General features: G+C 51.4%; 16 protein-coding genes. 10 read left to right on the plus strand and 6 right to left on the minus strand.

Features of this window, described 5'->3' with window-relative positions; all coding sequences use genetic code 11:
* From BUB94_RS13385 to BUB94_RS13400, 4 genes are all read left to right on the plus strand, one after another.
* Nucleotides 1-420 (plus strand): fibrobacter succinogenes major paralogous domain-containing protein (locus BUB94_RS13385; protein WP_217653140.1); only part of this gene is annotated, 420 nt, incomplete at its 5' end.
* 213 nt (nucleotides 421-633) lie between these two features.
* Entirely contained in the window at nucleotides 634-1,875 is a 1,242-nt protein-coding gene (locus BUB94_RS13390; protein ID WP_073237904.1) for an FISUMP domain-containing protein, read from the plus strand.
* A gap of 282 nt (nucleotides 1,876-2,157) precedes the next feature.
* Nucleotides 2,158-4,479 (plus strand): ATP-dependent helicase, encoded by a 2,322-nt coding sequence (locus BUB94_RS13395; RefSeq protein ID WP_073237908.1) that lies wholly within the window; start codon nucleotides 2,158-2,160, stop codon nucleotides 4,477-4,479.
* 107 nt (nucleotides 4,480-4,586) lie between these two features.
* On the plus strand, nucleotides 4,587-6,107 hold the full coding sequence (locus BUB94_RS13400; protein WP_073237911.1) for a sensor domain-containing diguanylate cyclase: 1,521 nt from the start codon (nucleotides 4,587-4,589) through the stop codon (nucleotides 6,105-6,107).
* Here BUB94_RS13400 and BUB94_RS13405 read toward each other — a convergent pair whose 3' ends face one another.
* Nucleotides 6,108-6,689: a phosphatidylglycerophosphatase A family protein gene (locus BUB94_RS13405; protein ID WP_073161399.1), complete on the minus strand. Its 582-nt coding sequence runs from the start codon at nucleotides 6,687-6,689 to the stop codon at nucleotides 6,108-6,110. It lies immediately after the preceding gene.
* Between the two features lie 242 nt (nucleotides 6,690-6,931).
* Nucleotides 6,932-8,119, minus strand: coding sequence for a GTPase HflX (gene hflX, locus BUB94_RS13410; RefSeq protein WP_073237914.1), 1,188 nt, complete (start codon nucleotides 8,117-8,119; stop codon nucleotides 6,932-6,934).
* A gap of 51 nt (nucleotides 8,120-8,170) precedes the next feature.
* Between hflX and BUB94_RS13415 the strand changes: the two genes are divergently transcribed.
* From BUB94_RS13415 to BUB94_RS13425, 3 genes are read left to right on the plus strand one after another with little or no spacing between them, the layout of a single operon-like run.
* On the plus strand, nucleotides 8,171-10,750 hold the full coding sequence (locus BUB94_RS13415; RefSeq protein WP_073237917.1) for a hybrid sensor histidine kinase/response regulator: 2,580 nt from the start codon (nucleotides 8,171-8,173) through the stop codon (nucleotides 10,748-10,750).
* 14 nt (nucleotides 10,751-10,764) lie between these two features.
* Complete coding sequence (locus BUB94_RS13420) at nucleotides 10,765-11,844, plus strand: ABC transporter permease (protein WP_073237920.1); 1,080 nt, start codon at nucleotides 10,765-10,767, stop codon at nucleotides 11,842-11,844.
* Nucleotides 11,837-12,946, plus strand: a complete 1,110-nt coding sequence (locus tag BUB94_RS13425) for an ABC transporter ATP-binding protein (protein WP_073237923.1) — start codon at nucleotides 11,837-11,839, stop codon at nucleotides 12,944-12,946. The genes BUB94_RS13420 and BUB94_RS13425 overlap by 8 nt, the downstream gene beginning before the upstream one ends.
* Nucleotides 12,947-12,981: 35 nt before the next feature.
* Here the strand turns inward: BUB94_RS13425 and BUB94_RS13430 are convergent, their stop codons facing one another.
* Both BUB94_RS13430 and BUB94_RS13435 read right to left on the minus strand, forming a co-directional pair.
* Complete coding sequence (locus tag BUB94_RS13430) at nucleotides 12,982-13,671, minus strand: NAD-dependent deacylase (RefSeq protein WP_073161404.1); 690 nt, start codon at nucleotides 13,669-13,671, stop codon at nucleotides 12,982-12,984.
* A 10-nt stretch (nucleotides 13,672-13,681) separates the two neighbouring features.
* On the minus strand, nucleotides 13,682-15,061 hold the full coding sequence (locus BUB94_RS13435; RefSeq protein WP_073237926.1) for a M20/M25/M40 family metallo-hydrolase: 1,380 nt from the start codon (nucleotides 15,059-15,061) through the stop codon (nucleotides 13,682-13,684).
* A gap of 154 nt (nucleotides 15,062-15,215) precedes the next feature.
* On the opposite strand from BUB94_RS13435, the gene BUB94_RS13440 reads away from it, so the two are divergent.
* Together BUB94_RS13440 and BUB94_RS13445 are read left to right on the plus strand one after the other, a co-directional pair.
* A complete protein-coding gene (locus BUB94_RS13440) occupies nucleotides 15,216-16,403 on the plus strand; it encodes a beta/alpha barrel domain-containing protein (protein ID WP_073237928.1) in 1,188 nt (395 codons plus the stop codon).
* A gap of 14 nt (nucleotides 16,404-16,417) precedes the next feature.
* Nucleotides 16,418-17,188 (plus strand): redoxin domain-containing protein, encoded by a 771-nt coding sequence (locus BUB94_RS13445; RefSeq protein WP_073161407.1) that lies wholly within the window; start codon nucleotides 16,418-16,420, stop codon nucleotides 17,186-17,188.
* Between the two features lie 176 nt (nucleotides 17,189-17,364).
* On the opposite strand, the gene BUB94_RS13450 is transcribed toward BUB94_RS13445, so the two are convergent.
* The gene (locus BUB94_RS13450) at nucleotides 17,365-17,721 is read right to left on the minus strand and encodes a hypothetical protein (RefSeq protein ID WP_073161408.1); all 357 of its coding nucleotides are present in this window, start codon (nucleotides 17,719-17,721) and stop codon (nucleotides 17,365-17,367) included.
* An 83-nt stretch (nucleotides 17,722-17,804) separates the two neighbouring features.
* Here BUB94_RS13450 and BUB94_RS13455 point away from each other — a divergent pair, with 83 nt between their 5' ends.
* Nucleotides 17,805-18,305, plus strand: a complete 501-nt coding sequence (locus BUB94_RS13455; RefSeq protein ID WP_073237931.1) for a hypothetical protein — start codon at nucleotides 17,805-17,807, stop codon at nucleotides 18,303-18,305.
* 80 nt (nucleotides 18,306-18,385) lie between these two features.
* On the opposite strand, the gene BUB94_RS13460 is transcribed toward BUB94_RS13455, so the two are convergent.
* Complete coding sequence (locus BUB94_RS13460; protein ID WP_073237934.1) at nucleotides 18,386-19,627, minus strand: formylglycine-generating enzyme family protein; 1,242 nt, start codon at nucleotides 19,625-19,627, stop codon at nucleotides 18,386-18,388.
* Between the last annotated feature and the right edge of the window lie 5 nt (nucleotides 19,628-19,632).

Below are 19,632 nucleotides of genomic sequence, written 5' to 3' on the forward strand. Positions count from 1 at the left end.
GCTTCGGAAAAATGTCCTAATAAGTTTGACTATAGCAATAAGAATGAAAAACTCGACGGATATATCAATTTTCTCCAGCATCAAGGCATTTGCCCCGAGGGGTGGCATGTGATGAATTCGGATATATGGGCGCTTTTGTCTGAAACAAGCAGTCGCAGCGTCGCGCTCTACATGGGCTCGAAGGTCGCCGGCTTCGGTAGCAACAACTACGGCCTGTCGATACTGCCTGCGGGGTATTGGAATCCTGTAGCTCTAGAGTATGGATACATTTCAAATTCTGCGTTATATTGGCTGCCGCAACAGTATCCAGAATATGATGATTGCTCATATCGAGTGTCGGTTCGAACGGATGAGTTCAACAGAACTTTTAGAGGTATAAAGACTCAGGGCTTTTCCATCCGCTGTGTAAAAAACTACTAATTATAACAAGATTTTAAACAAATTAACAAAGCCTTTCCTTTGAAAGGCGAGAGGGATTCTTTGTCTAAACTCAACAAGAAGAACAAAAAGTCCAAGAAAAACCGTAACAATTACAAGATCGAGTCTCTCGAACCGAGGCTCTTGATGTGCTCGCTGCGTAAAAATGATGCTCACATATAAATTTTTTAAACGAGTTATGACAAGGATATTTGAATGAACCTGCTCAGAATTTTTTGCCTTGCCCTGTGCGCCATGTTGACTTTCTCCTTCACCGCCTGCGGAGGCGACTCCGGGAGTGGCGCAAGCGACGAAATTTCCATGAACTCGAGCGACGACGAAGGCCTCGACGCCGCCTCCAGCACAAGTGTCACAGCTGGCGAAGCCAAGGAATCCGAGAAGAGCTCCTCGAGCAAGGGAAGCTCCGCAAAATCGAGCGAAAGTGCCGCCTCCAGCAGCAGTGTCATCCCCGGCACCGACCGGGGATCTTGCAGTTCTGTGGCGGCATCGTCGGGAGCGGTTAGCGATGTCGGGATTAGCTCGAACAGCTTTGTGCTGGTAGACTCGCTTTGCGACAGCGAATATGAAGGATGGTCTCAGTATTTCATGAAAACAGGTCAAACTTATTTTTGCATAAACGGTCACTGGATTCTACAATCCAGCAGTTCTGTTGCCCGTTCGAGCAGCAGTAGCAAGTATTACGACATGAGCGAGCTGTTTGTGAACGACCAGGGCTACAGCTACGGCGAGTTCACCGACCCGCGCGACGGCCAGGTGTACAAGACCATTCGTTATGAAATGGGTTTTGAAGAACTTGACTCCATTACTTTTTTTGCGCAGAACCTGAATTACGGGAAGATGATTGATGCCGGGGCCCAGATGACCGACTCCACGAAATTCTGCTACGACGACGACCCGTGGTACTGCGACAACGGCTTCGGCGGGCTTTACACCTGGGCTAGCGCCATGAATTTCCCTGCCGCCTGCGACAGCTTTGGCATTGGCACAAGCAAGTGCCCGATGGAGTTTGATTTGATGAGTAATCCTGTATCTTTCTACAAAAATGGAATTACGTATGTCCTCCATCAAGGAATATGCCCCGAGGGCTGGCATGTGATGAATCAAGAAGAATGGGGCTTGATTATGAAGGGAAGCATATCGCGTAATGGTGCCAATTATTTGGGGGCAGTCCTGTGGGGGAGCAACCAACGCGGATTCTCCCTTCTGCCGGCAGGGGATCTAGAATTACAGAATACTCACGATGATGAAAAACGGTGTGATTTCCTAGATATAGGCAAATATGCTTATCACTGGATTCCCGGTGAATACGATAAAAATGAAGACTTTAAACCAGAGCTGTTTGGTCGGATGGTGTTTGTTGCCGACAGTCATGTGAATAAACCAGCGGCTCTAAAGAAAGTCAACGGGGCGTCCGTCCGGTGCGCAAAAGATTACTAATCGGATAACTCTGTCAAGTTTTTTCGTACGGCCAGGGTCAGATTGCATAAACGCGTTTTGTTAGCTGTATTCTAACTGCAGGCTCTGTCAGTCCAGACTGTATGCTGCAAACCTACTGTAAATATGCTTTGGCGCCGAAGCTAATAAACAGCCTTGAAATGGCGTTTCTGGAGTAAAAATGCAGTTTTCGACAGGCTGACAAAACGGACTTTTTATGCTGGTTGCTCAAATGTGTACGGGGTGACTTGACAGAGCCTTTGTTAAAGTGTATTTTTGTGCAGTATGGATTTGCTTTCTAAACTAGACGCAGAACAGCGCGAGGCTGTTGAAAATACCGAGGGCTTTATTCGTGTGATTGCCGGGGCTGGTTCCGGCAAGACCCGCACGCTTACCCATCGCTATCTGTATCTGGCTAGGGAGCTGGGGATTTCTCCATCCAATATTCTTTGCGTTACCTTTACCAACAAGGCCGCCGGCGAAATGAAGAACCGGATCCGCACCATGCTCAAGGGCGACGATTCCGGTTATATTTCCACCTTCCACGGTTTTTGCGTACAGTTCCTTCGCGAAGATATTCATGTGCTGAATTATCCCAAGGAATTCATGATTCTTGACGAAGACGATCAGAAGACCTTGCTAAAGAAGTGCTATGCCGAACTGGGCCTGCACCTGAACGACCTTAAGATCAGTAGCGTCATGGATTTCATTGGCGGTCGCAAGGCCAACGAGGCGGATTATGTTTCCCTGTTTGCCGACAAGGATGCCGAAGGCCTTTTGGAATTGGTGGAGGCTGCGCCTGATAAGTGGCATCGGGTTTATTACCGCTACCTATATGAACAGCGCAAAAATTTTGCGCTGGATTTTGATGACCTCATTCTGGTAACGCTTTATATTCTGGAACGCTTCCCCGAAAAGCGGGAGAAGTGGGCCAAGCGCATGATGTATGTGATGGTGGATGAATTCCAGGATATTGACGGTCAGCAGTACCGCCTGGCGGAACTGCTTTGCAGCTACCACAAGAATCTTTTTGTTGTGGGGGACCCGGACCAGACGATTTATACCTGGCGGGGGGCCGATGTCAACCGCATTCTTGATTTTGACCGCCACCACGAAGGCTGCAAGACAATCCTTCTGCAGAACAATTACCGTTCGACGCCCTCGATCCTGAAAATCCCGGATTCCGTTATCAAGAATAACGAGTTCCGTATTCAGAAGGTGTTGAAGCCCACCAGGGCCGGCGGCAAGACGCCTGTGTTTTACCACGCCAAGAACACCCGCAAAGAGGCGGAATGGATTGTGGAACGGATCAAGCAGGCAATCGATAACGGCGTCAGTCCCAAGGATATCGCAGTCCTTTACCGTATGCATTCCCAGTCCCGCTCTGTAGAAGAAGCGCTGATGTCTTCGGACTTGCCTTACAAGGTTTACAGCGGTATCGGATTTTACCAGCGCCAGGAAGTGAAGGATGTGCTTTGCTACTTGCGTATGCTGGTATACGGCGACGACTTGAGTTTTTTGCGTGTGGTGAATACGCCCAAGCGCATGTTTGGCCCTAAGAAGCAGGCTATCTTGCAGAATTACGCCACTAGCCGCGGGCTGAATCTTTACGATGCCCTTCTAGAAATTTATGTGGCCGCCGAGGCGGAAAATGCCGCCGTCGAAAATGATGCTGTAAAGCCTGACCTGGATTGTGCCGCTTTCATGGCCCGCACCAAGGTGGGCGAGTTCGTCAAGCTGATCGAGAAGTACCGCGGGCTTTACCGCGATATGGCCGTCAGCGATGTGCTGACCAAGATGCTCCGCGAAACCGGCTACGAAGAAATGCTTCGCCTGGATGGTGACGAAGACCGCCTGGGTAACCTTGCCGAACTTAAGCAGGGCGTCATGGAGTTCGAAAAGAACTTCGAAGAATATGCTACCCTTGATGAATACCTCCAGAACATCGTGCTGTTCACAAATAGCGATGGCTTGGGGGATGGAGCCGGCGATGGGGCGGGCGGTTCCTCTGACTCATCCGCTGAATCTGCAGAAGTCCGCAAGGATAAGGTTCAGCTCATGACCATCCACAACGCCAAGGGCCTGGAATTCCCTTATGTGTTTGTCTGCGGCCTTAACGAAGGCTGCTTCCCGGTAAAGCGTGTCAAGAACAAGGCTCAGCTAGAAGAGGAACGCCGTCTGGCCTATGTGGCTCTGACCCGCGCCGAAAATGTGCTGTGCATCAGCGATTCCGAAGATAGCGCCGGTGGCGATGTCCAATGTCGCTACCCGTCACGGTTCCTGCTGGAAATGGATATGGACGACCTGGATGTGGTTCAGGGTTTTACCGAGGAATGGTACCGCGCCGCCAAGGAACATATTGCCGAGGTGGATCGCAACCGCGAACTGGGCGAGAATCTGGATGGCGAATCCGGTGTGGATGGTGTTGTCGGCAAGAAAGCTCCCATTGCCAGGTTTGGGGAAGGGGACCGTGTCGTTCACAAGATTATGGGGGCGGGTACCGTGGTTGGTGTCGATGCCGAGAACTTATACTACGAAGTCAAGTTCGATAAGATTGCGACTCACAGGGCAATTCAGTTCGATTACCCCCTGCAAGCCGAAGAATAGATCTATTCACTCCAAATTAGGCCAAAAATACCTTTTTTTAGATGATTTTCCTATGAAGTTGATTGGAAAATGTTCCCACGGATATTTTTTTATTTACTTTAAAACCGATGAAACGATTTTTTGAATGGTTGCGCAGCTACATCCTGTATGCTTGTATTGATCCTAGGGAGTTTCCCAAGATTAAGACGGCTATGGACCGTAATAACCAGGCGGCCCTTCATGCTTTTTCAAGGATCGCGGTGGTGCTGTTTGCTACGGCCCTGTTGCTTTCCCGTTCATTCCAGATTGAAGTTAAGATTGACCAGAATTTCGGTTACAGTTTTGGCCTGGTTCTATCGCTGATTATTTACTTCGCCAACTACTATCTGGTTCCCCGCAAGCCCAGGTTGCTGCCTTGGCTGATATACCTGTTTGACTGTGTTCTGTTCGGCTTTGGATTCCTGTTGGCCTTTGTATGTTCGCCAAACCAGCTGACCATTTCGCTTTTGGTCATGTTCGCCATCGTGCCCATGTTCTTTACAGACCGCCCTTATCGATTGGCGATCCTGTATTTCGTTTTGGAATTGCTGTTCATTCATCTTGTGAAGATTTTCAAGCCCGCCGAAATGGTGAATCTTGAAATTGTGAACATGGTGGTCTACAGTAGCGTGGGCTTGATTCTTGGAACCTACATGACCCGAATGAAGCTGGAACGTTTTGTGTTTGAGTATCGAGTTAATGAATTGACGAACCAGGAACAGCTGACGAAATATTTGAAGTCCATTTCCAATATTTACGTTACCATGTATCATGCAGACCTTGATACCGGGATGTTCATGGAACTTCGTAATGATGTAGATGCCCTGAAGCCTTATGGTGCCATGGGCCCTCATGTGGAGCAGATGTTACATCATGGTGCCTTGCAGACTGTGGATCCCGATTTTCTTGAAAACGCAAAGAAGTTCCTGGACTTAGGGACTTTGAAGGAACGTCTGAAAGGGAAGACGACCATTACTCATGAATTCCTTTCGCAGAGCGGGATGTGGTGCCGCGCCCGTTATGTGAACGTGGACTTTGACAAAAAAGATGAATTGCCCCGCTACGTGATTTTTGCGGTGGAAAATATCAGCGAACAGAAGCAGCGTGAAAAGGCCTTGATTTCCCAGGCGGAAACCGATGCCATGACTGGCCTTTACAACCGCAACGGTGGCGTTTCCAAGATCAAGGAAAAGATGCACGACCGCCTGCAGGGAATGCTTTGCCTGTTTGACATAGACAAGTTTAAGTCCATCAACGACAATTATGGCCACCAGGCTGGTGACAAGGTGATTGTGGCTGTAGCCGATGCCATGCAGAGGGCCTTTCGTGACGTCGATGTGCTGCTGCGTCTAGGTGGCGATGAATTTATGGTATTCCTGAGCAAGGTGACCAACGAGGAGTTGGGTGCACAGGCCATTGGACGATTCTTTACGGAACTGAATAAGGTCTCTATTGAAGGCCTTGAAGATTACAATATTGCCGTAAGCCTTGGTGCCACCTTCTTTAGGGGCGGCAAGGTTGACTTTGATGACCTTTATAGACAGGCCGACGGCTGTACCTACGAAAGTAAGAAAATCGAGGGCCGTTCCTTTACCTTCTGGCGCGGCTGATTAAAGTCCGATTCCGAATGCGATGGCGCCCATGAGGATGCCTGCGTAAATACCGCCCAGCAAGTCATCTGCCATGACGCCCCATGCTCCGGGGAAGGCTTCGAACTTGTGGATACCTAGGGGCTTCAGGATGTCGAAGAATCTGAACAGTCCGAAGGCCACTGCAAGGGTCCAGGGATGGGCGAGTATACTTGCATTAGAAATAAATGCTAACGACATGAAAATGCCGCAGACTTCGTCAATGACAATCCAGCCCGGATCTTCGGTCTGCGTATCCTTCATGGCCTTCTTGACAAAAGGGATGGCGGCGAAGAATACGAAGATGGCGGCGATAAGGAAGGCGCTGTTCAGACCGGCGGATGTTCCGCGGATGCCCAGGTCGGGTGTGCCGATTTTGGCAAATAGCAATGCCATGGGGTAGGCGACGATGGCGGCGGCCAGGCTTCCCATGGTGCCGGGGGCCTTGGGGCTCATGCCCGAACCGAAAAAGGTGCAAATCTGTGCGGAGATGAAGTCGGTACCGCGCCACTGGTGAGGGACGCGCTTCTTGCCATACTTTTCTTTAAGTTCTTCTTTGTTCATAATTTTTAGGTATCTGGTACGAGGTCGGAGTCTGCGGCTCCTTTCAGCTAAATAATCGCGCCGAAGGCGCCAAAGTTAGGTATGAGGTGTCAGGTACGAGGGCGGAGCCTGCGGCTCCTTTCAGCTAAATAGTCGCGCCGAAGGCGCCATATTTTAACTCATAACTCATAACTCATAACTCATAACTCATAACTCATAACTCATAACTCATAACTCATAACTCATAACTCATAACTCATAACTCATAACTCTTCACTCTTCCATGGTGATTCTGCTTCTTCCTTGATTTTTTCTGCTTGTGCTTCTCGCTTCTTGTGCCAGTTGGATAGCTGCTCCCTGAAGGCTTCTCGCAGGCGTTCCATGCCGATGTTTTCGCGGGCGCTGACCTGGATGGCTTCGGGATAGTTTTCAAGCAGTTCGTTTCGGCGGGCTTCGTCGCAGACTTCCACCTTGTTGAATACGCGGAGGCGGGGTGTGTCCTTGCTGATGATACCTTCCAGAGTCTTGTGGGTGACTTCCAGATGTTCGCGGTAGTCGGGTGCGCTTCCGTCAACCACTTCCAGGATGCAGTCGGCGTGGGCGGCCACTCCCAGGGTGCTCTTGAAAGTTTCGATCAGGTTGTGGGGGAGTTTGCGGATAAAGCCCACGGTGTCGGAGAGGATGATGTTCTCGCCGTCAAGGAACAGCTTGCGGGTGGTGCTGTCCAGAGTGGCGAAGAGCTTGTCTTCGACGTAGACGTCGGCACCGGTGAGCCGGTTGGTAAGAGTACTCTTACCGGCGTTGGTGTAACCAACGATGCCGACGTGAAAGATGTCGTTGCGGTTTTCCGCCTGGCTTTCGCGGGCGTCCTCGATTTTTTCAAGTTTTTTCTTCAGTTCCTGTATGCGCTTGCGGATCAGTCGACGGTCCGTTTCCAGCTGGGTTTCGCCAGGGCCCTTGGTTCCAATACCGCCGTTATGTTGTCTACACAAGTGGGTCCACGCACCGGTAAGGCGGGGCATCATATACTGCAACTGGGCCACTTCTACCATGAGGCGGCTTTCGGCGGTAACGGCATGCTTTGCGAAAATGTCCAGGATTAACCCTGTGCGGTCAAGGACCTTGATTCCCGGCATTCTCTGTTCCAGGTTGCGGACCTGGGAACCGGATAGATCATCGTCGAAAACCACCATCTTGGCGTCGTTTTCTTCAAGGGCTTGTTTTACCTGATTTACCTTGCCTTCTCCAATAAGGGTAGCGGCATTGAATTGCTGAACCCTCTGTAAAAAGCTTTGCACAACTTCAGCTCCGGCAGTTTCTGCCAGTCGACCAAGTTCCGCCAATTGTTCGGTGGCGAGCCAGGGACGCACTTTTGGAGTGGCGATACCAACCAAAATGCAACGTTCCTTCTGGTCTTTCTCTTTCTTGTGCTCAATCGTCTTTTCTCTCATACGACTACATATTAGAAATTTGTTATTATTGTGTGCGAAAAAGGGCCTCCTATGGAAGACAAAAAGAACAACAGACCGATGGACATGAATCCCAAGTTTTTACTTGCGACTTCTGTTGCCGTTGGCGTTTTTATCGCTGCCGCTTTTTTTGCATACATTGTCCGTGAAGCTCATGTGAGACAGATTGAAATGTATGTCGCATGGGAAGTTAAGCAGAAATCGGAACTGCTGAATCATCATCTGGATGCATCCCGCGTAAAGGTTCAGTTGATGGCTTCGGAACTCTCTCGTCGGCTAAAGAGTTTGCCCGTTACGCCGGCTGCTGTTAAAGAGGTGGCGGAAAATAGTGAGGACTTTTTTGACTATGTGGACTTCCTTAGGCTCGATGGGGTCCTTGTAAGCGAAGACAATCAGTTCGATCTTTATGATGAACCCCTCTATAGGGAAGCCATTTCCAGAAAGAACAACGTCTTCTCCATTCTGAAGTCCAAGAGGAGTTTGCAGGCCCTAGCAGGATTTGTACAGCCCGTAACATTTAAGGATTCTGTTGTGGGCTATCTGGTGGGCTCCATGGGTGGCCGTACAAAATTACGCCATTTGCTTGATTCCTCCTTGAGTAACCGCCGTGCGTACGAATATATTCTGGATTCCAAGTTGAACGTGGTCTCTTCTCTGGATGAGGCGGAATATGGCCTCCCGTTCAGGTCTGTGCTGACTGGTAATTTTGCCGATCGCAATATGGACTTGTTCCGTAAGGCCGCCTTGGATGATTCCATTGTTGAGTTCACCTATGGCGACGAGAACGGTGCCCACGTAGCCGGTGTTTATGCCATTGGCGATTACGGATTTTACCTTGTGGTCCTGGTCCCTCCGGAAGAAATTTCAAAGGTTTCTATCCAGGTTGTGGTTGGCGCCCTTCTAATAGCCTTGATCATCGTCTTGATTGTTTTCCTGGTAATCTACTTGATGAACCGGGCCAACCGCATGATCCATACAGAAAACAGGGACCACTTCCAGAGTGTGGTCGGCGCCTTGGCGGAATCGTACGGCAGTGTCTTCGAAGTGAATCTGGATACGGGTGAAAACCAGTGCATCCGTATTGCCCCCATTCTCGTTCAGAAGGCTGGCGCTCTCTTTAGCGGAGACGCCAAGTATAATCAGATCATGGCTGTGTACGCCAACCGTATGGTTATTCCCGAAGACAAGGCCTTGTTTGATCAGGTGTTGACCCTTGAAAAGGTGAAGGAGGCTTTTGCCAACAGGTCTCAGTTTGATTTCGTATTCCGTACCCAGGGGAACGGTACGACCCATTATATCCAGGCTCTTTTCGTAAGACCTTCCAAGATTCGTCCGGAATTTGTGATGGGCTTCAAGAACTTTGACGAAACCATGGAGTTGGAACGTTCAAAGCAGAAGAAACAACTGGAACAGCGAATCGCTCTGGAAACCGCCCTGGAAAAGGCTCGCTCTGCCGATAAAGCCAAGTCGAAGTTCCTGTTCAACATGAGTCATGACATCCGCACACCTATGAATGCGGTGCTTGGCTATGATACGTTGGCCCTGCAGTATTTGTGGGAACTGGGTCTGCCTCCCGAACAGACTGAAAAACTTTCTCGCTGTCTGAATAATATCCAGATGTCCGGCAAGCAGCTGATGGGCTTGATTAACTCCGTGCTGAACATGGCTCGCATTGAATCGGGCGAAGTGTTTCTGGAAGAGTCTCCCACTGTGGTGGCCGAACTGACAGGCGAAGTTGCCGTGACCTTCGAAGAAACGGCTCGAGAAAAGAATATCATGCTTCTGGTGTCCAGAAACATGGGTCACAAGTATATTTTCTGCGACAAGGTTAAAGTCCAGCAGGTGATTCTGAATGTGGTCAGCAATGCGGTGAAGTATACCGAGAACGCTGGAACTGTCAGAGTGAACTTCCGCGAAATGCCTCACGAAAAGGAAGGCTGGTGCTATATGGTGACTACCGTTGAAGACAACGGTGTGGGTATATCAGAAAGTTTCCTGCCTCATATATTCGAAGATTTTGAACGCGAACGGTCTGCGACGATTAGCGGTGTCGTTGGTTCTGGCCTTGGCCTGAGTATCGTCAAGAAGTATGTGGACTTGATGGGTGGTTCCATCGAGGTGAACAGTAAGGTTGGCGAAGGTACCAAGGTCGTGGTGAAAACTCCTCACCGTGTTGCAGAAAGCGATAGCGTGGGTGATGGTAAGAATTCGCCGAAGTACATTGCTAACCTTCAGGGCAAGCGAATCCTTCTTGTAGAAGACAACAAGTTGAATCGCGAGATTGCCGAAGAAATGCTGAAGAGTTTTGGCGTTCATGTGGAATGTTCCGAAGACGGCATGGAATGCCTTGAAAGGTTGGAACGTGAACCGTCTGGCAGCTACGACTTGATTTTGATGGACGTGCAGATGCCTCGCATGGACGGCTATGAAACGACCCGCAGAATTCGTCAAATGTCTGACCCGCTCAAGGCCTGCATCAAGATTTATGCAATGACTGCAAACGCCTTTGCCGAAGATGTCCAGGAATCGGTGAATGCCGGCATGGATGGGCATATTTCTAAGCCGGTTGACTTTACCAAGTTCTATAACCTTTTGCAGAAGGTGTTTAACTAGGGCGGGCTTGGCACATGAAAGTTCGATTGACTCAAGAAACCTTGAATCGTCTGAGACGTTTCCGCAGGAATCGTCGGGCTTTCTGGTCGCTTGTGGTTCTTGTGGCGGCTTACCTGCTTTCGTTGACTAGCCCCTGGACCGTGAACGACGAACCCCTGTACATGAGCTACAATGGCAAGAGCTATTTCCCGGCCTTTGCCCGATATAGCGACAAGGACTTTGGCGGTAGCTATGATACCGAGGCCGATTACGGTGCCTTGTTTGCTGCGGTTCGTGAATGCGAAGAAGATGCCGCCGAAGGTTTTACTCGAGCCGGTGGCTGTCCTGATCTCTGGACCATTATGCCTCCTGTGGCTCATGACCCGCTGAAGGCCGACCTGGATAATGACGGTGCGCCGCCTTTCGCCCCCAGCGCCAAGCATTGGCTGGGAACGGATTCCAATGGCCGCGACGTTCTGGCCCGCTTGATTCATGGTTTTAGGATTTGTATCAGCTTTAGTCTACTGCTAACGGTTCTGGGTACGTTCCTGGGAATCGTCATTGGTGGCATTCAGGGCTATCTTGGAAAGTTCTGGGATACCGGCATGCAGCGCATTATCGAAATCTGGTCTTCGCTGCCCATGCTTTATGTGGTGATTCTTATTGGCAGTATCTATGGCCGCAGTTTCTGGCTTCTGATTTTGATTATGGCTGCTTTCAACTGGATTTCGCTCAGCTACTATATGCGTGCCGAATTCATGAAGCTGCGCGGCATGACCTATGTGCAGTCCGCCCGCGTGTTGGGACTTGGACATCGTCATATTTTCTTCAAGGAAATTTTGCCCAACGCCATGACGCCTGTGGTGACGCTGTTCCCCTTTACCTTGATTGGCGGAATCGGAAGCCTGACCTCCCTGGATTTTCTTGGCTTCGGTCTGCAGCCGCCTACACCTAGCTGGGGCGAACTGATGAGCCAGGGATTGAATAATCTTTACGCCCCCTGGATTTCTGTAAGTACGGTGGCGGCACTCTTTGTGACCTTGCTTTTGACCACTTTTGTAGGCGAAGGTGTTCGCGATGCCATGGACCCCAAGTCTGGAGACCGCTATGAGTAACACGGTTCTTTCAGTAAAGGATTTGTCGGTGGCCTTCGGGGCTGCCCGCCTGCAGGTGACGGACGGTGTTTCCTTTGACATCCATGCCGGTGAATTCTTTGCGCTGGTGGGGGAGTCTGGTTGCGGTAAGAGCGTGACCGCCATGAGCATCTTGCGATTGCTGCCTCAGCCCTCCGCAAAAATTGTCAGCGGAGAAGTGCTGTTTGCTCCCTGCGCCATTCAGAACGCGTCTCAAGGAGCCATTCAGAACGCGTCTCAAGGAGTCTTTCAGAACGAGTCTCAATGTGTCATTCCGAGCGATAGCGAGGAATCTTGCATTGACTTGTCCAAACTCCCGCTGAAGGAACTTCAGAAGGTTCGCGGTTCCGAAATCGCGTGCATCTTCCAGGAACCCATGCAGGCCCTGAATCCGGTGGTGACTATCAAGAAACAGCTGCTGGAAGTTTTCAAGTTCAGTGCCCGCGCACGTTCCATGGTAGGCTCCGGGAAGGATGCCCCTGAAGCGGAAGTTCGCCGCATGCTGAACTTGGCCGGCTTTACGGATCCGGATCGTGTCTTGAATTCTTACCCTCATGAACTTTCGGGGGGTATGCTGCAGCGAGTCTGCATCGTGATGACGTTGCTGCCTAGGCCCAAGCTGATTATTGCCGACGAACCGACTACGGCTCTTGACGTGACCGTGCAGGCTCAGGTTCTGGCGGTGCTTAAGGAAATGGCCGAAAGTACTGGAACCGCAGTGCTGCTCATTACCCACAACATGGGTATCGTTTCCCAGTATGCCAACCGCGTGGCTGTAATGTATGCGGGCCGCATTGTTGAAGTGGGCCCTGTCCGTGAAGTCATCAACAATCCGCTGCATCCTTATACCCAGGGCTTGCTGGCAGCCATTCCTGAAAGTCACAGCGAAATGAAGAACCTGAAGTCTATTCCGGGCTCTGTGCCGCATCCCAAGGATTTTGTGTCTGGCTGTCGTTTTGCGGATCGATGCGAACGTTGCTCCAAGCTTTCCGCCGACGCTCAGGCTCGTTGCCGCGGTAACGAAAAACCGCCCCGGTGTCAGGACTCCGAAGCGGATCATATCGCTTTCTGCTACGGTCTATAAAAACCGGTTAGCGGAAACTTTTTGACGTCCACAAATTATTTAAAGTTCTTGCACCATTCCGGTACAATGACGCTGGCCTTGCCCTGGATGCTTACATCGGTGTAGGGGTCGCTGGCGGGGACTTCCAAATTCAGACAGGTAACCTTGGCTCCGTAGGAATGGGCCAGGCTCTTGAAACCGGCGGCGGGGTAGACCACACTGCTGGTGCCAATGTAGACAAACTCTTCGCATTCTTCCAGGGCCTGCTGGATTTCTTCCATGTACTGCGGGGTTTCTCCGAAGAACACGATGTCCGGACGGCTCATGGCACCGCAGAAGGGACAGATGGTCTTCATGGTTTCTTCGCCCTTGAATACGAACTGGTGTCTGGGGTCTCGTTCGCAGGTCAGGCGCATCAGGTCGCCGTGCATATGCAACACCTGGCGGCTGCCGGCGCGTTCATGCAGGTCGTCTACGTTCTGGGTAATCAGCAGGAATTCGTCGCCAAGACGGTTTTCCAGTTCTGCCAGGGCGTAGTGGGCGGCGTTGGGCTGGTGTTCCTTGAGACCCATGCGCAGGAAGTTGTAGAAATCCTTGACGCGCTTGCGGTCGCGGTAGTAACCTTCGGGGGTGCATACGTCGTCGATGTTTTCGTGTTCCCACATGCCGTCGTTACCGCGGAATGTCCTGAGTCCGGATTCCGCGCTAATTCCTGCACCAGTTAAAACAACCAAGCGTTTTTTCATAAGTGATCCTCTAGCAGAGGCCTCCAAAGAACAAGGTTTCTGCTACGATACCCTTTTCGAAGTCGGGCAGGTAAAGGCTTTCGTTTTCGCCGTGGGCGTTACATTCGGGGTCTTCAAGACCGGTCATCAGCACGGGGATGTTGCCCAGGGTGCTGCGGAAAAGTTCTGCACCGGGGATGCTGGCGCCGCAACCGATAATCTTGGTCTCGCTTTCGTAGGCGGCGGTCATGGCATCGCTCATCTTCTTGAAGAAGGGGTGACTTGTGTCTGTGACGAAGGGGTTGGCGCCGTCTTCGGTAACGATGTTGCACTGGATTCCATAAGGAACGTGCTGCTTCAGGAAGTCCACCAGCAGCTGGGTGCAGCGGTCGGCGTCCATGCCGGGGGCCAGACGGATGCCGATGCGGGCGTAGGCGCTGTCTTGCAGAACGTTTCCTGCGTTCATGCGGCTGCCCACTTCCATGGCGGTAACCACCAGGCTAGGCTTGCGCCACAGGGTCGTCAAAATTTCATCTTCGGAACACTTCAGCTTGACGCCATCCAGGACGCCGCCGTCGTTGCGGAAGATTTCTTCGGTCATGCCCAGGCTCCTGTAAGAGGCCAAGTCTTCGGCGGTGGGCGGAACCAGTCCGTCTTCAAAGCCGGGAATCAAGATCTTGCCGGTACCGTCGGTCAGCTCCGCGATCATGCGGCAAAGGACCTGACCTACGTCGGGAATGGGGCCTGACCAGGAGCCGGAATGGAGGGGAGCCTTCGTTGCCTTCAGTTCCACGGATACGGCGCTCATGCCGCGAAGGGTGGTGGTAATGGAGGGCGTGCCCTTGGCGAAGTTGCCCAGGTCGGCGATGATTACGGCATCGGCCTTCAAAAGTTCGGCATGCTTTTTAAGGATGCCTGCGAAACCTGCGCTGCCGGATTCCTCTTCGCCTTCGATAATGAACTTCAGGTTAGGGCCGTCGTTCTTCTTAAGGGCGCGGACCTGTTCCAGGGCGGCCAGGTGCATAATGATGCCGGCCTTGTCGTCGGCGGTGCCGCGGCCAAAGAGACGTTCTCCGTCGGCACTGACGGTTGCTTCAAAAGGCTTGGTGTTCCAGAGGGCCTCGCGCATGGGGGGCTGCACGTCGTGATGGGCGTACAACAAGATGGTGGGCTTGTCCGGAGAGGTCAGGCTTTCGGCATAGACCGTGTGGCGGCCGCTTTCCGGAGTCAGGAACTGGATGTTGGTGAGACCTGCTTCGGCGAACATCTGCTTGACGGCCTCGGCGGATTCCAGAACATACTTCTGGTCAAAATTGTCGAAACTGATGGAGGGAATGCTCACCAGCTTGCTCAGTTGCTGAATATAGGTGGGCATTTTTGCCTTGATAGCTTTCTTGATCTGCTGTTCCATAAGTCTTGTTATATAGTTAGCGTTTTTGACCTGATTTAACCACACATGAAAATAGTAAAGAAAAATGGGGCGCAGTGTCAGGCCTTTATATTTTCTATTTTAAAAGGCGTAATAATTGACGCTGACTATAAAAAGGCGATTAAAAGGTGTAATTATGGCATTCAATTGTGTAAATCACGAATACTACCTGAACTTTGGCGACCGCGTGTTGGCCATGATCCGCAAGATTTTCCACAACAATCCGGAATTCCGTCATGACTCCCTGAAGCATGCCGCCAGGTTTGCTCCCATCATTCCCTTTATGAGCGGCCGCCCCGACTTGAGCAAGACCCTCAAGCGCGTGGTCACTTTCCCGGACCATAGCAATTCCCTGTATTTCGGTTGCCCCATCATTCTGGCAGCCGGCGCCAACAAGACGGCCAAGCGCATTTGCGACTACGCCAATATGGGTTTCGGCGGTATTTCTGTAGGTACTGCCACCCGCAACTTCCGCGAAGGTAATACCCACCGTCCCCGCGTCGGTTTCATCGAAGAGGAACGTGCCATTCATAACAGCATGGGCCTGAATAACGAAGGTGTCGAAGTCATTGCCCGCCGTGTAGACGCCCAGCTGGCCAAGGCCCACAAGGTTGGCCTCTGTGTCGGTGTTTCCGTTGCCGAAACTCCGGGCCTGACCAACGATGAAGATAAATTAAAGGACGTGGTGGAAAGCTTTGCCATCGCCTACAAGGCTGGTGATTACATAGAAATTAACGTGAGCTGCCCCAATACCGGTGAATCCCGCGTAGACATGGACTTGTCCCTCACCGAAAAGATCTTCAGCGAAATCATGAAGTTCCGCAATTCCCAGACTTTGCGCAAGGCCGTTTATGCTAAAATCAGCCCGGACCTTTCTGAACGCCATCTGGTGAACATCATGGATATGCTGGTGCGCTGCGGCGTGAACGGTGTGGTGGTGGGCAACACTTACCCCACCAAGAAGATTAGCGAACTTCCCGTACAGACCAAGTTCGAAGACTTGACGCCCCTCCGCGCCGATGGAGATTGCGGTGGCATGTCTGGCCGCCCCCTGTACGAGAACATGGTATGGAACGTAAAGTATATCCGCGAACATTACCCCCAGATGAGCGTGATCGCATGCGGCGGTATCGACCATGGCTTCAAGGTGTTTGACCTGATCAAGATGGGTGTGGATGCCGTGCAGTGCTATTCTGTGGTGGCATTCCGCTGGATGGCCGCTCATTCCATGCGTAAGGAACTGGCTGCCGCCCTCAAGGAAACGGGTTATGCCACCCTGCAGGATTACGACAATCATAATCCCAAGGTGACGACTCTGAAGTAGGTGGGCGAGGCGTCATGAATCGCAATTTTGCATTTTTGATTCTTTGTGCGGTCAGCTTTGCCTGTGCCGTGCCCTGGCTTGGTGTTACCTTCAAGAAGGGAACTTTCGAAAATCACTTGGCCCTCCAGGTTATTGGCGTGCATCCCGGTTCCGGTTGCTTTACCGCAGGCATGGTGGCCGGTGACCAGATTGTGGGTGTCCAGGGGCAGCCCCTTCAGGATGTTGCACAAATCCAGCAGGCTATTTCCAAGGGCAAGGTGGGGTCGAACGTCAAGATTGATGTGGTTCGTGAAGGGAAGAAGATTCCCATGACCGTAAAGATTACGGATCGCCCCGATGATATCAGCAGCCTGACAGGTTCCGCTATCGGAAGCAAGATGGCTGAATTCGGCGCCAACTTCTACAAGAATGGCGAAAAGCGCAACGCCAAGCCCAAGGCCACCTTGCTGGACTTCTGGGCTACATGGTGCGGCCCTTGCCGTAAGACCTTGCCTGTGCTGGCCAATGTGTATGGCAAGTACGCCTCCAAGGGCCTGGAAGTCATCGGTATTTCTAACGAAGATACAAAGACTCTGAATGCCTTCTATGCGCAGCAGCACGCTTCGCCGTACCCCCTCTACCGCGATGCCACCCAGGAAATGTGGCGCCGCTATGGAATTAGGGCGGTTCCCACCTTGATGCTTCTGGATGAAAACGGTTACATCAAGCGTGTCTGGAGCGGCGCTCCCTCCCAGTCCATGGTTGAAAAATTGGTGGTCGAAGTGCTGAACGAAGCCAAGAACTAGGCTGGACCAATTTGGTTTTGAAGCTCGTGAGCTGGTTTGATGAATTCGCAAATAAACTGGAGTAGTTCTGCTGCCATAATATTGGATTAAAGCACAAAAGAAACCCCTCATTTTTACTGAGGGGTTTCTTTATAAAGTCAGATTTTTTAAAGAGCGGCAAAATCCGTATTATAGGATTACTGCATGCTCTTCTTCTGGTTGTCGAAGATCTGTTCGTATTCAGCTTGGCCGATACGCTTGTAACCCGTGGTGATGCCGCCGAATTCATAGTAAGCGGAGTCGCCCTTGACGGTCATGCAATACTGCATATCCAGGGAATTCTTGCCGCAGATTCTGCCGTCTTCGAACTTGGCGGTAAGGTCGCCATTGATGTTGCGGATTGTGAAGTTCTGATTGTCGTTGCTCAAAACTTCGAAAACCATATTGGATTCACCCTGCCAGTGGCCCACATAATTTGCGGAGTCGTTTCCGCATGCGGTAAAGAGGGTTGCTGCTGCAGAGAGTGTAATAGAGAGGGCGATAATCTTTTTCATGTCTCTAAAATAGTATTTTTGGCGTTGGAAAACGCGAAATCTATTGTAAAATGCAGTTTATTCTAAAACATATTCATCTTTTAATGCCTGTAATTGCTGTTGCGCTGGTATTTTTTGTCTACCAGCTAATTCAGGACAATCGTCGGCCCATCCCAAAGTTTGAAAGTAATTATGTTGAGGAATCCTGGTCTGCCGAGGAATATTTGCGCCACCTGAACAACCGAGCCTTTAATGGTGAAGAGGTCCACCGTCTCTTGCTGAACCGCACCCGACAGAAACCGGGGGTGTACCTTGAAAGCCTGGAACCGGTTATGGATACGGTGGGTCTGACGGTGGTGAACGTCTTCCACAATGTGATGGGGGATGATTACATTCCCGTAATCACAAGCGGTAATGACTATCCTTTTCATGCCCGAAATTCTAAGCACTACTTTAACAAGGCTATTGATTTCCGTATTAAGAACATTCCCATTGAAAAACGCCGGATGGTTGTAACCGGCGTCGAAGATAAGCTTAAGGGCAAGGCCCGAGCAATTTGGGAAAAAGGCGATGCAGAACACCTGCACGTAGAGCTGTTGGAGTAGTGAGCTATGAGTTGTGAGTTAAAATATGGCGCCTTCGGCGCGATTATAAAACTCGTTGCTCAAAGCTGAAAACTCATGACTCACTTGCAGCAGCGGAAGCCTACGGAGGGGTACTGATTCTGGGGGTAGAAGCTGAACTTGCTTTCGGTACACTTGCTTCCATTGTTGGTGTTCCATGCACCACCGGCCACCAGATACATATTGGGGTGATCCTTGCTTGTGGTAGAAGTCCATTCCCAGAGGTTTCCGTTCATGTCGTACATGCCCCACCAGCTACGGCACTGTTCCTTGCGGCCTACGCGCTTGGCAGCCTTGGTGTTGGTGTTGCACTTGTTCTGCTTGTAGGTGTCACCATAGGAATACTTGGTGTTGTCCTTGCCACGGCAGGCGGCCTGCCATTCATCGATAGAGCAGAGGTGCTTACCTTCCTTGGCGCAGAGGGCCACGGCTTCTTCCTGGGAGACCATGTCCTTGGGAAGTTCGTCGGGGGAGTTGGGATATTCGTAGGCGTCTACGCAGACCTGCTTACCGCCAACAGGAACGGGGTAGGCGTTCTTTCCGCAGACGTTGTCGCTGGCCATGTCATACTTGGCTTCTTCCCAGGGGGTACGGTTGCCCACGGAGTCTACGGCGTAATAGAACACAGAACCGGTCTTGTTGTATTCGATGGCCTTGCCTGCTTCCACAGGATTGTTGGTGTCGCCAACAGAGAGGTAGGTCTTGCACTTGATTTCGTCGCACTTGACCTTCAGCTTGATGGGATCGTAGTAACGGCCTGCGGGGGGAGCGATTTCTGCAACCGGCGGAACCTGGTCGGCGGCGCGGATGGAGTCGGCGATGCGCTTCTTTTCGGCTTCTTCAGCCAGACGCTTTTCTACTTCGGCCAAACTGTCTGCTACGGCCTTCAGGCTGTCCTGACGGGCCTTTTCGATGGCGGCCAGGCTGTCGTTTACATGCTTGATGCTGTCGCGGACATGGCGGATGCTGTCGCGGTTCAGGGCGGGCTTTACCGGTTCCACGACGGCGGGGGTAGTGTCGGCAGGAACGGTATCCACTACGAGGGCGGCGAGACTATCGGCCCTGCGGATGGAGTCTGCGCGCATCTGCTCCAGCTGACGGAGGCTATCAAGGGTGCGGCGACGCTGCATTTCAAGGGCGGTTTCCTGTTCCTTGGCCAGGGCTTCCTGCTTCATCTGGTCCAGGTGGCACTGCACAATAAAAAGGCAGACCAACAAAAGGAACATGAGTACGAGTACGACAACGTTTCTTTTCTTGCGGCTAGATTTGCTTTCGGTGCCCTTGTTTTCTTGATTCTCTGCCATGATGC

This window comes from Fibrobacter sp. UWH9 (genome assembly GCF_900129715.1).
Classification (GTDB): Bacteria; Fibrobacterota; Fibrobacteria; order Fibrobacterales; family Fibrobacteraceae; genus Fibrobacter.

Bases quoted from the DNA above. Each gene is read 5' to 3' on its own strand.
- BUB94_RS13420 (WP_073237920.1), top strand. From the start codon at position 10,765: ATGAAAGTTCGATTGACTCAAGAAACCTTGAATCGTCTGAGACGTTTC.
- BUB94_RS13450 (WP_073161408.1), bottom strand. From the start codon at position 17,721: ATGAAAAAGATTATCGCCCTCTCTATTACACTCTCTGCAGCAGCAACC.
- BUB94_RS13445 (WP_073161407.1), top strand. From the start codon at position 16,418: ATGAATCGCAATTTTGCATTTTTGATTCTTTGTGCGGTCAGCTTTGCC.
- BUB94_RS13390 (WP_073237904.1), top strand. From the start codon at position 634: ATGAACCTGCTCAGAATTTTTTGCCTTGCCCTGTGCGCCATGTTGACT.
- BUB94_RS13405 (WP_073161399.1), bottom strand. From the start codon at position 6,689: ATGAACAAAGAAGAACTTAAAGAAAAGTATGGCAAGAAGCGCGTCCCT.
- BUB94_RS13460 (WP_073237934.1), bottom strand. From the start codon at position 19,627: ATGGCAGAGAATCAAGAAAACAAGGGCACCGAAAGCAAATCTAGCCGC.
- BUB94_RS13415 (WP_073237917.1), top strand. From the start codon at position 8,171: ATGGAAGACAAAAAGAACAACAGACCGATGGACATGAATCCCAAGTTT.
- BUB94_RS13430 (WP_073161404.1), bottom strand. From the start codon at position 13,671: ATGAAAAAACGCTTGGTTGTTTTAACTGGTGCAGGAATTAGCGCGGAA.
- BUB94_RS13400 (WP_073237911.1), top strand. From the start codon at position 4,587: ATGAAACGATTTTTTGAATGGTTGCGCAGCTACATCCTGTATGCTTGT.
- BUB94_RS13435 (WP_073237926.1), bottom strand. From the start codon at position 15,061: ATGGAACAGCAGATCAAGAAAGCTATCAAGGCAAAAATGCCCACCTAT.
- BUB94_RS13440 (WP_073237928.1), top strand. From the start codon at position 15,216: ATGGCATTCAATTGTGTAAATCACGAATACTACCTGAACTTTGGCGAC.
- BUB94_RS13425 (WP_073237923.1), top strand. From the start codon at position 11,837: ATGAGTAACACGGTTCTTTCAGTAAAGGATTTGTCGGTGGCCTTCGGG.
- BUB94_RS13455 (WP_073237931.1), top strand. From the start codon at position 17,805: ATGCCTGTAATTGCTGTTGCGCTGGTATTTTTTGTCTACCAGCTAATT.
- BUB94_RS13395 (WP_073237908.1), top strand. From the start codon at position 2,158: ATGGATTTGCTTTCTAAACTAGACGCAGAACAGCGCGAGGCTGTTGAA.
- hflX (WP_073237914.1), bottom strand. From the start codon at position 8,119: ATGAGAGAAAAGACGATTGAGCACAAGAAAGAGAAAGACCAGAAGGAA.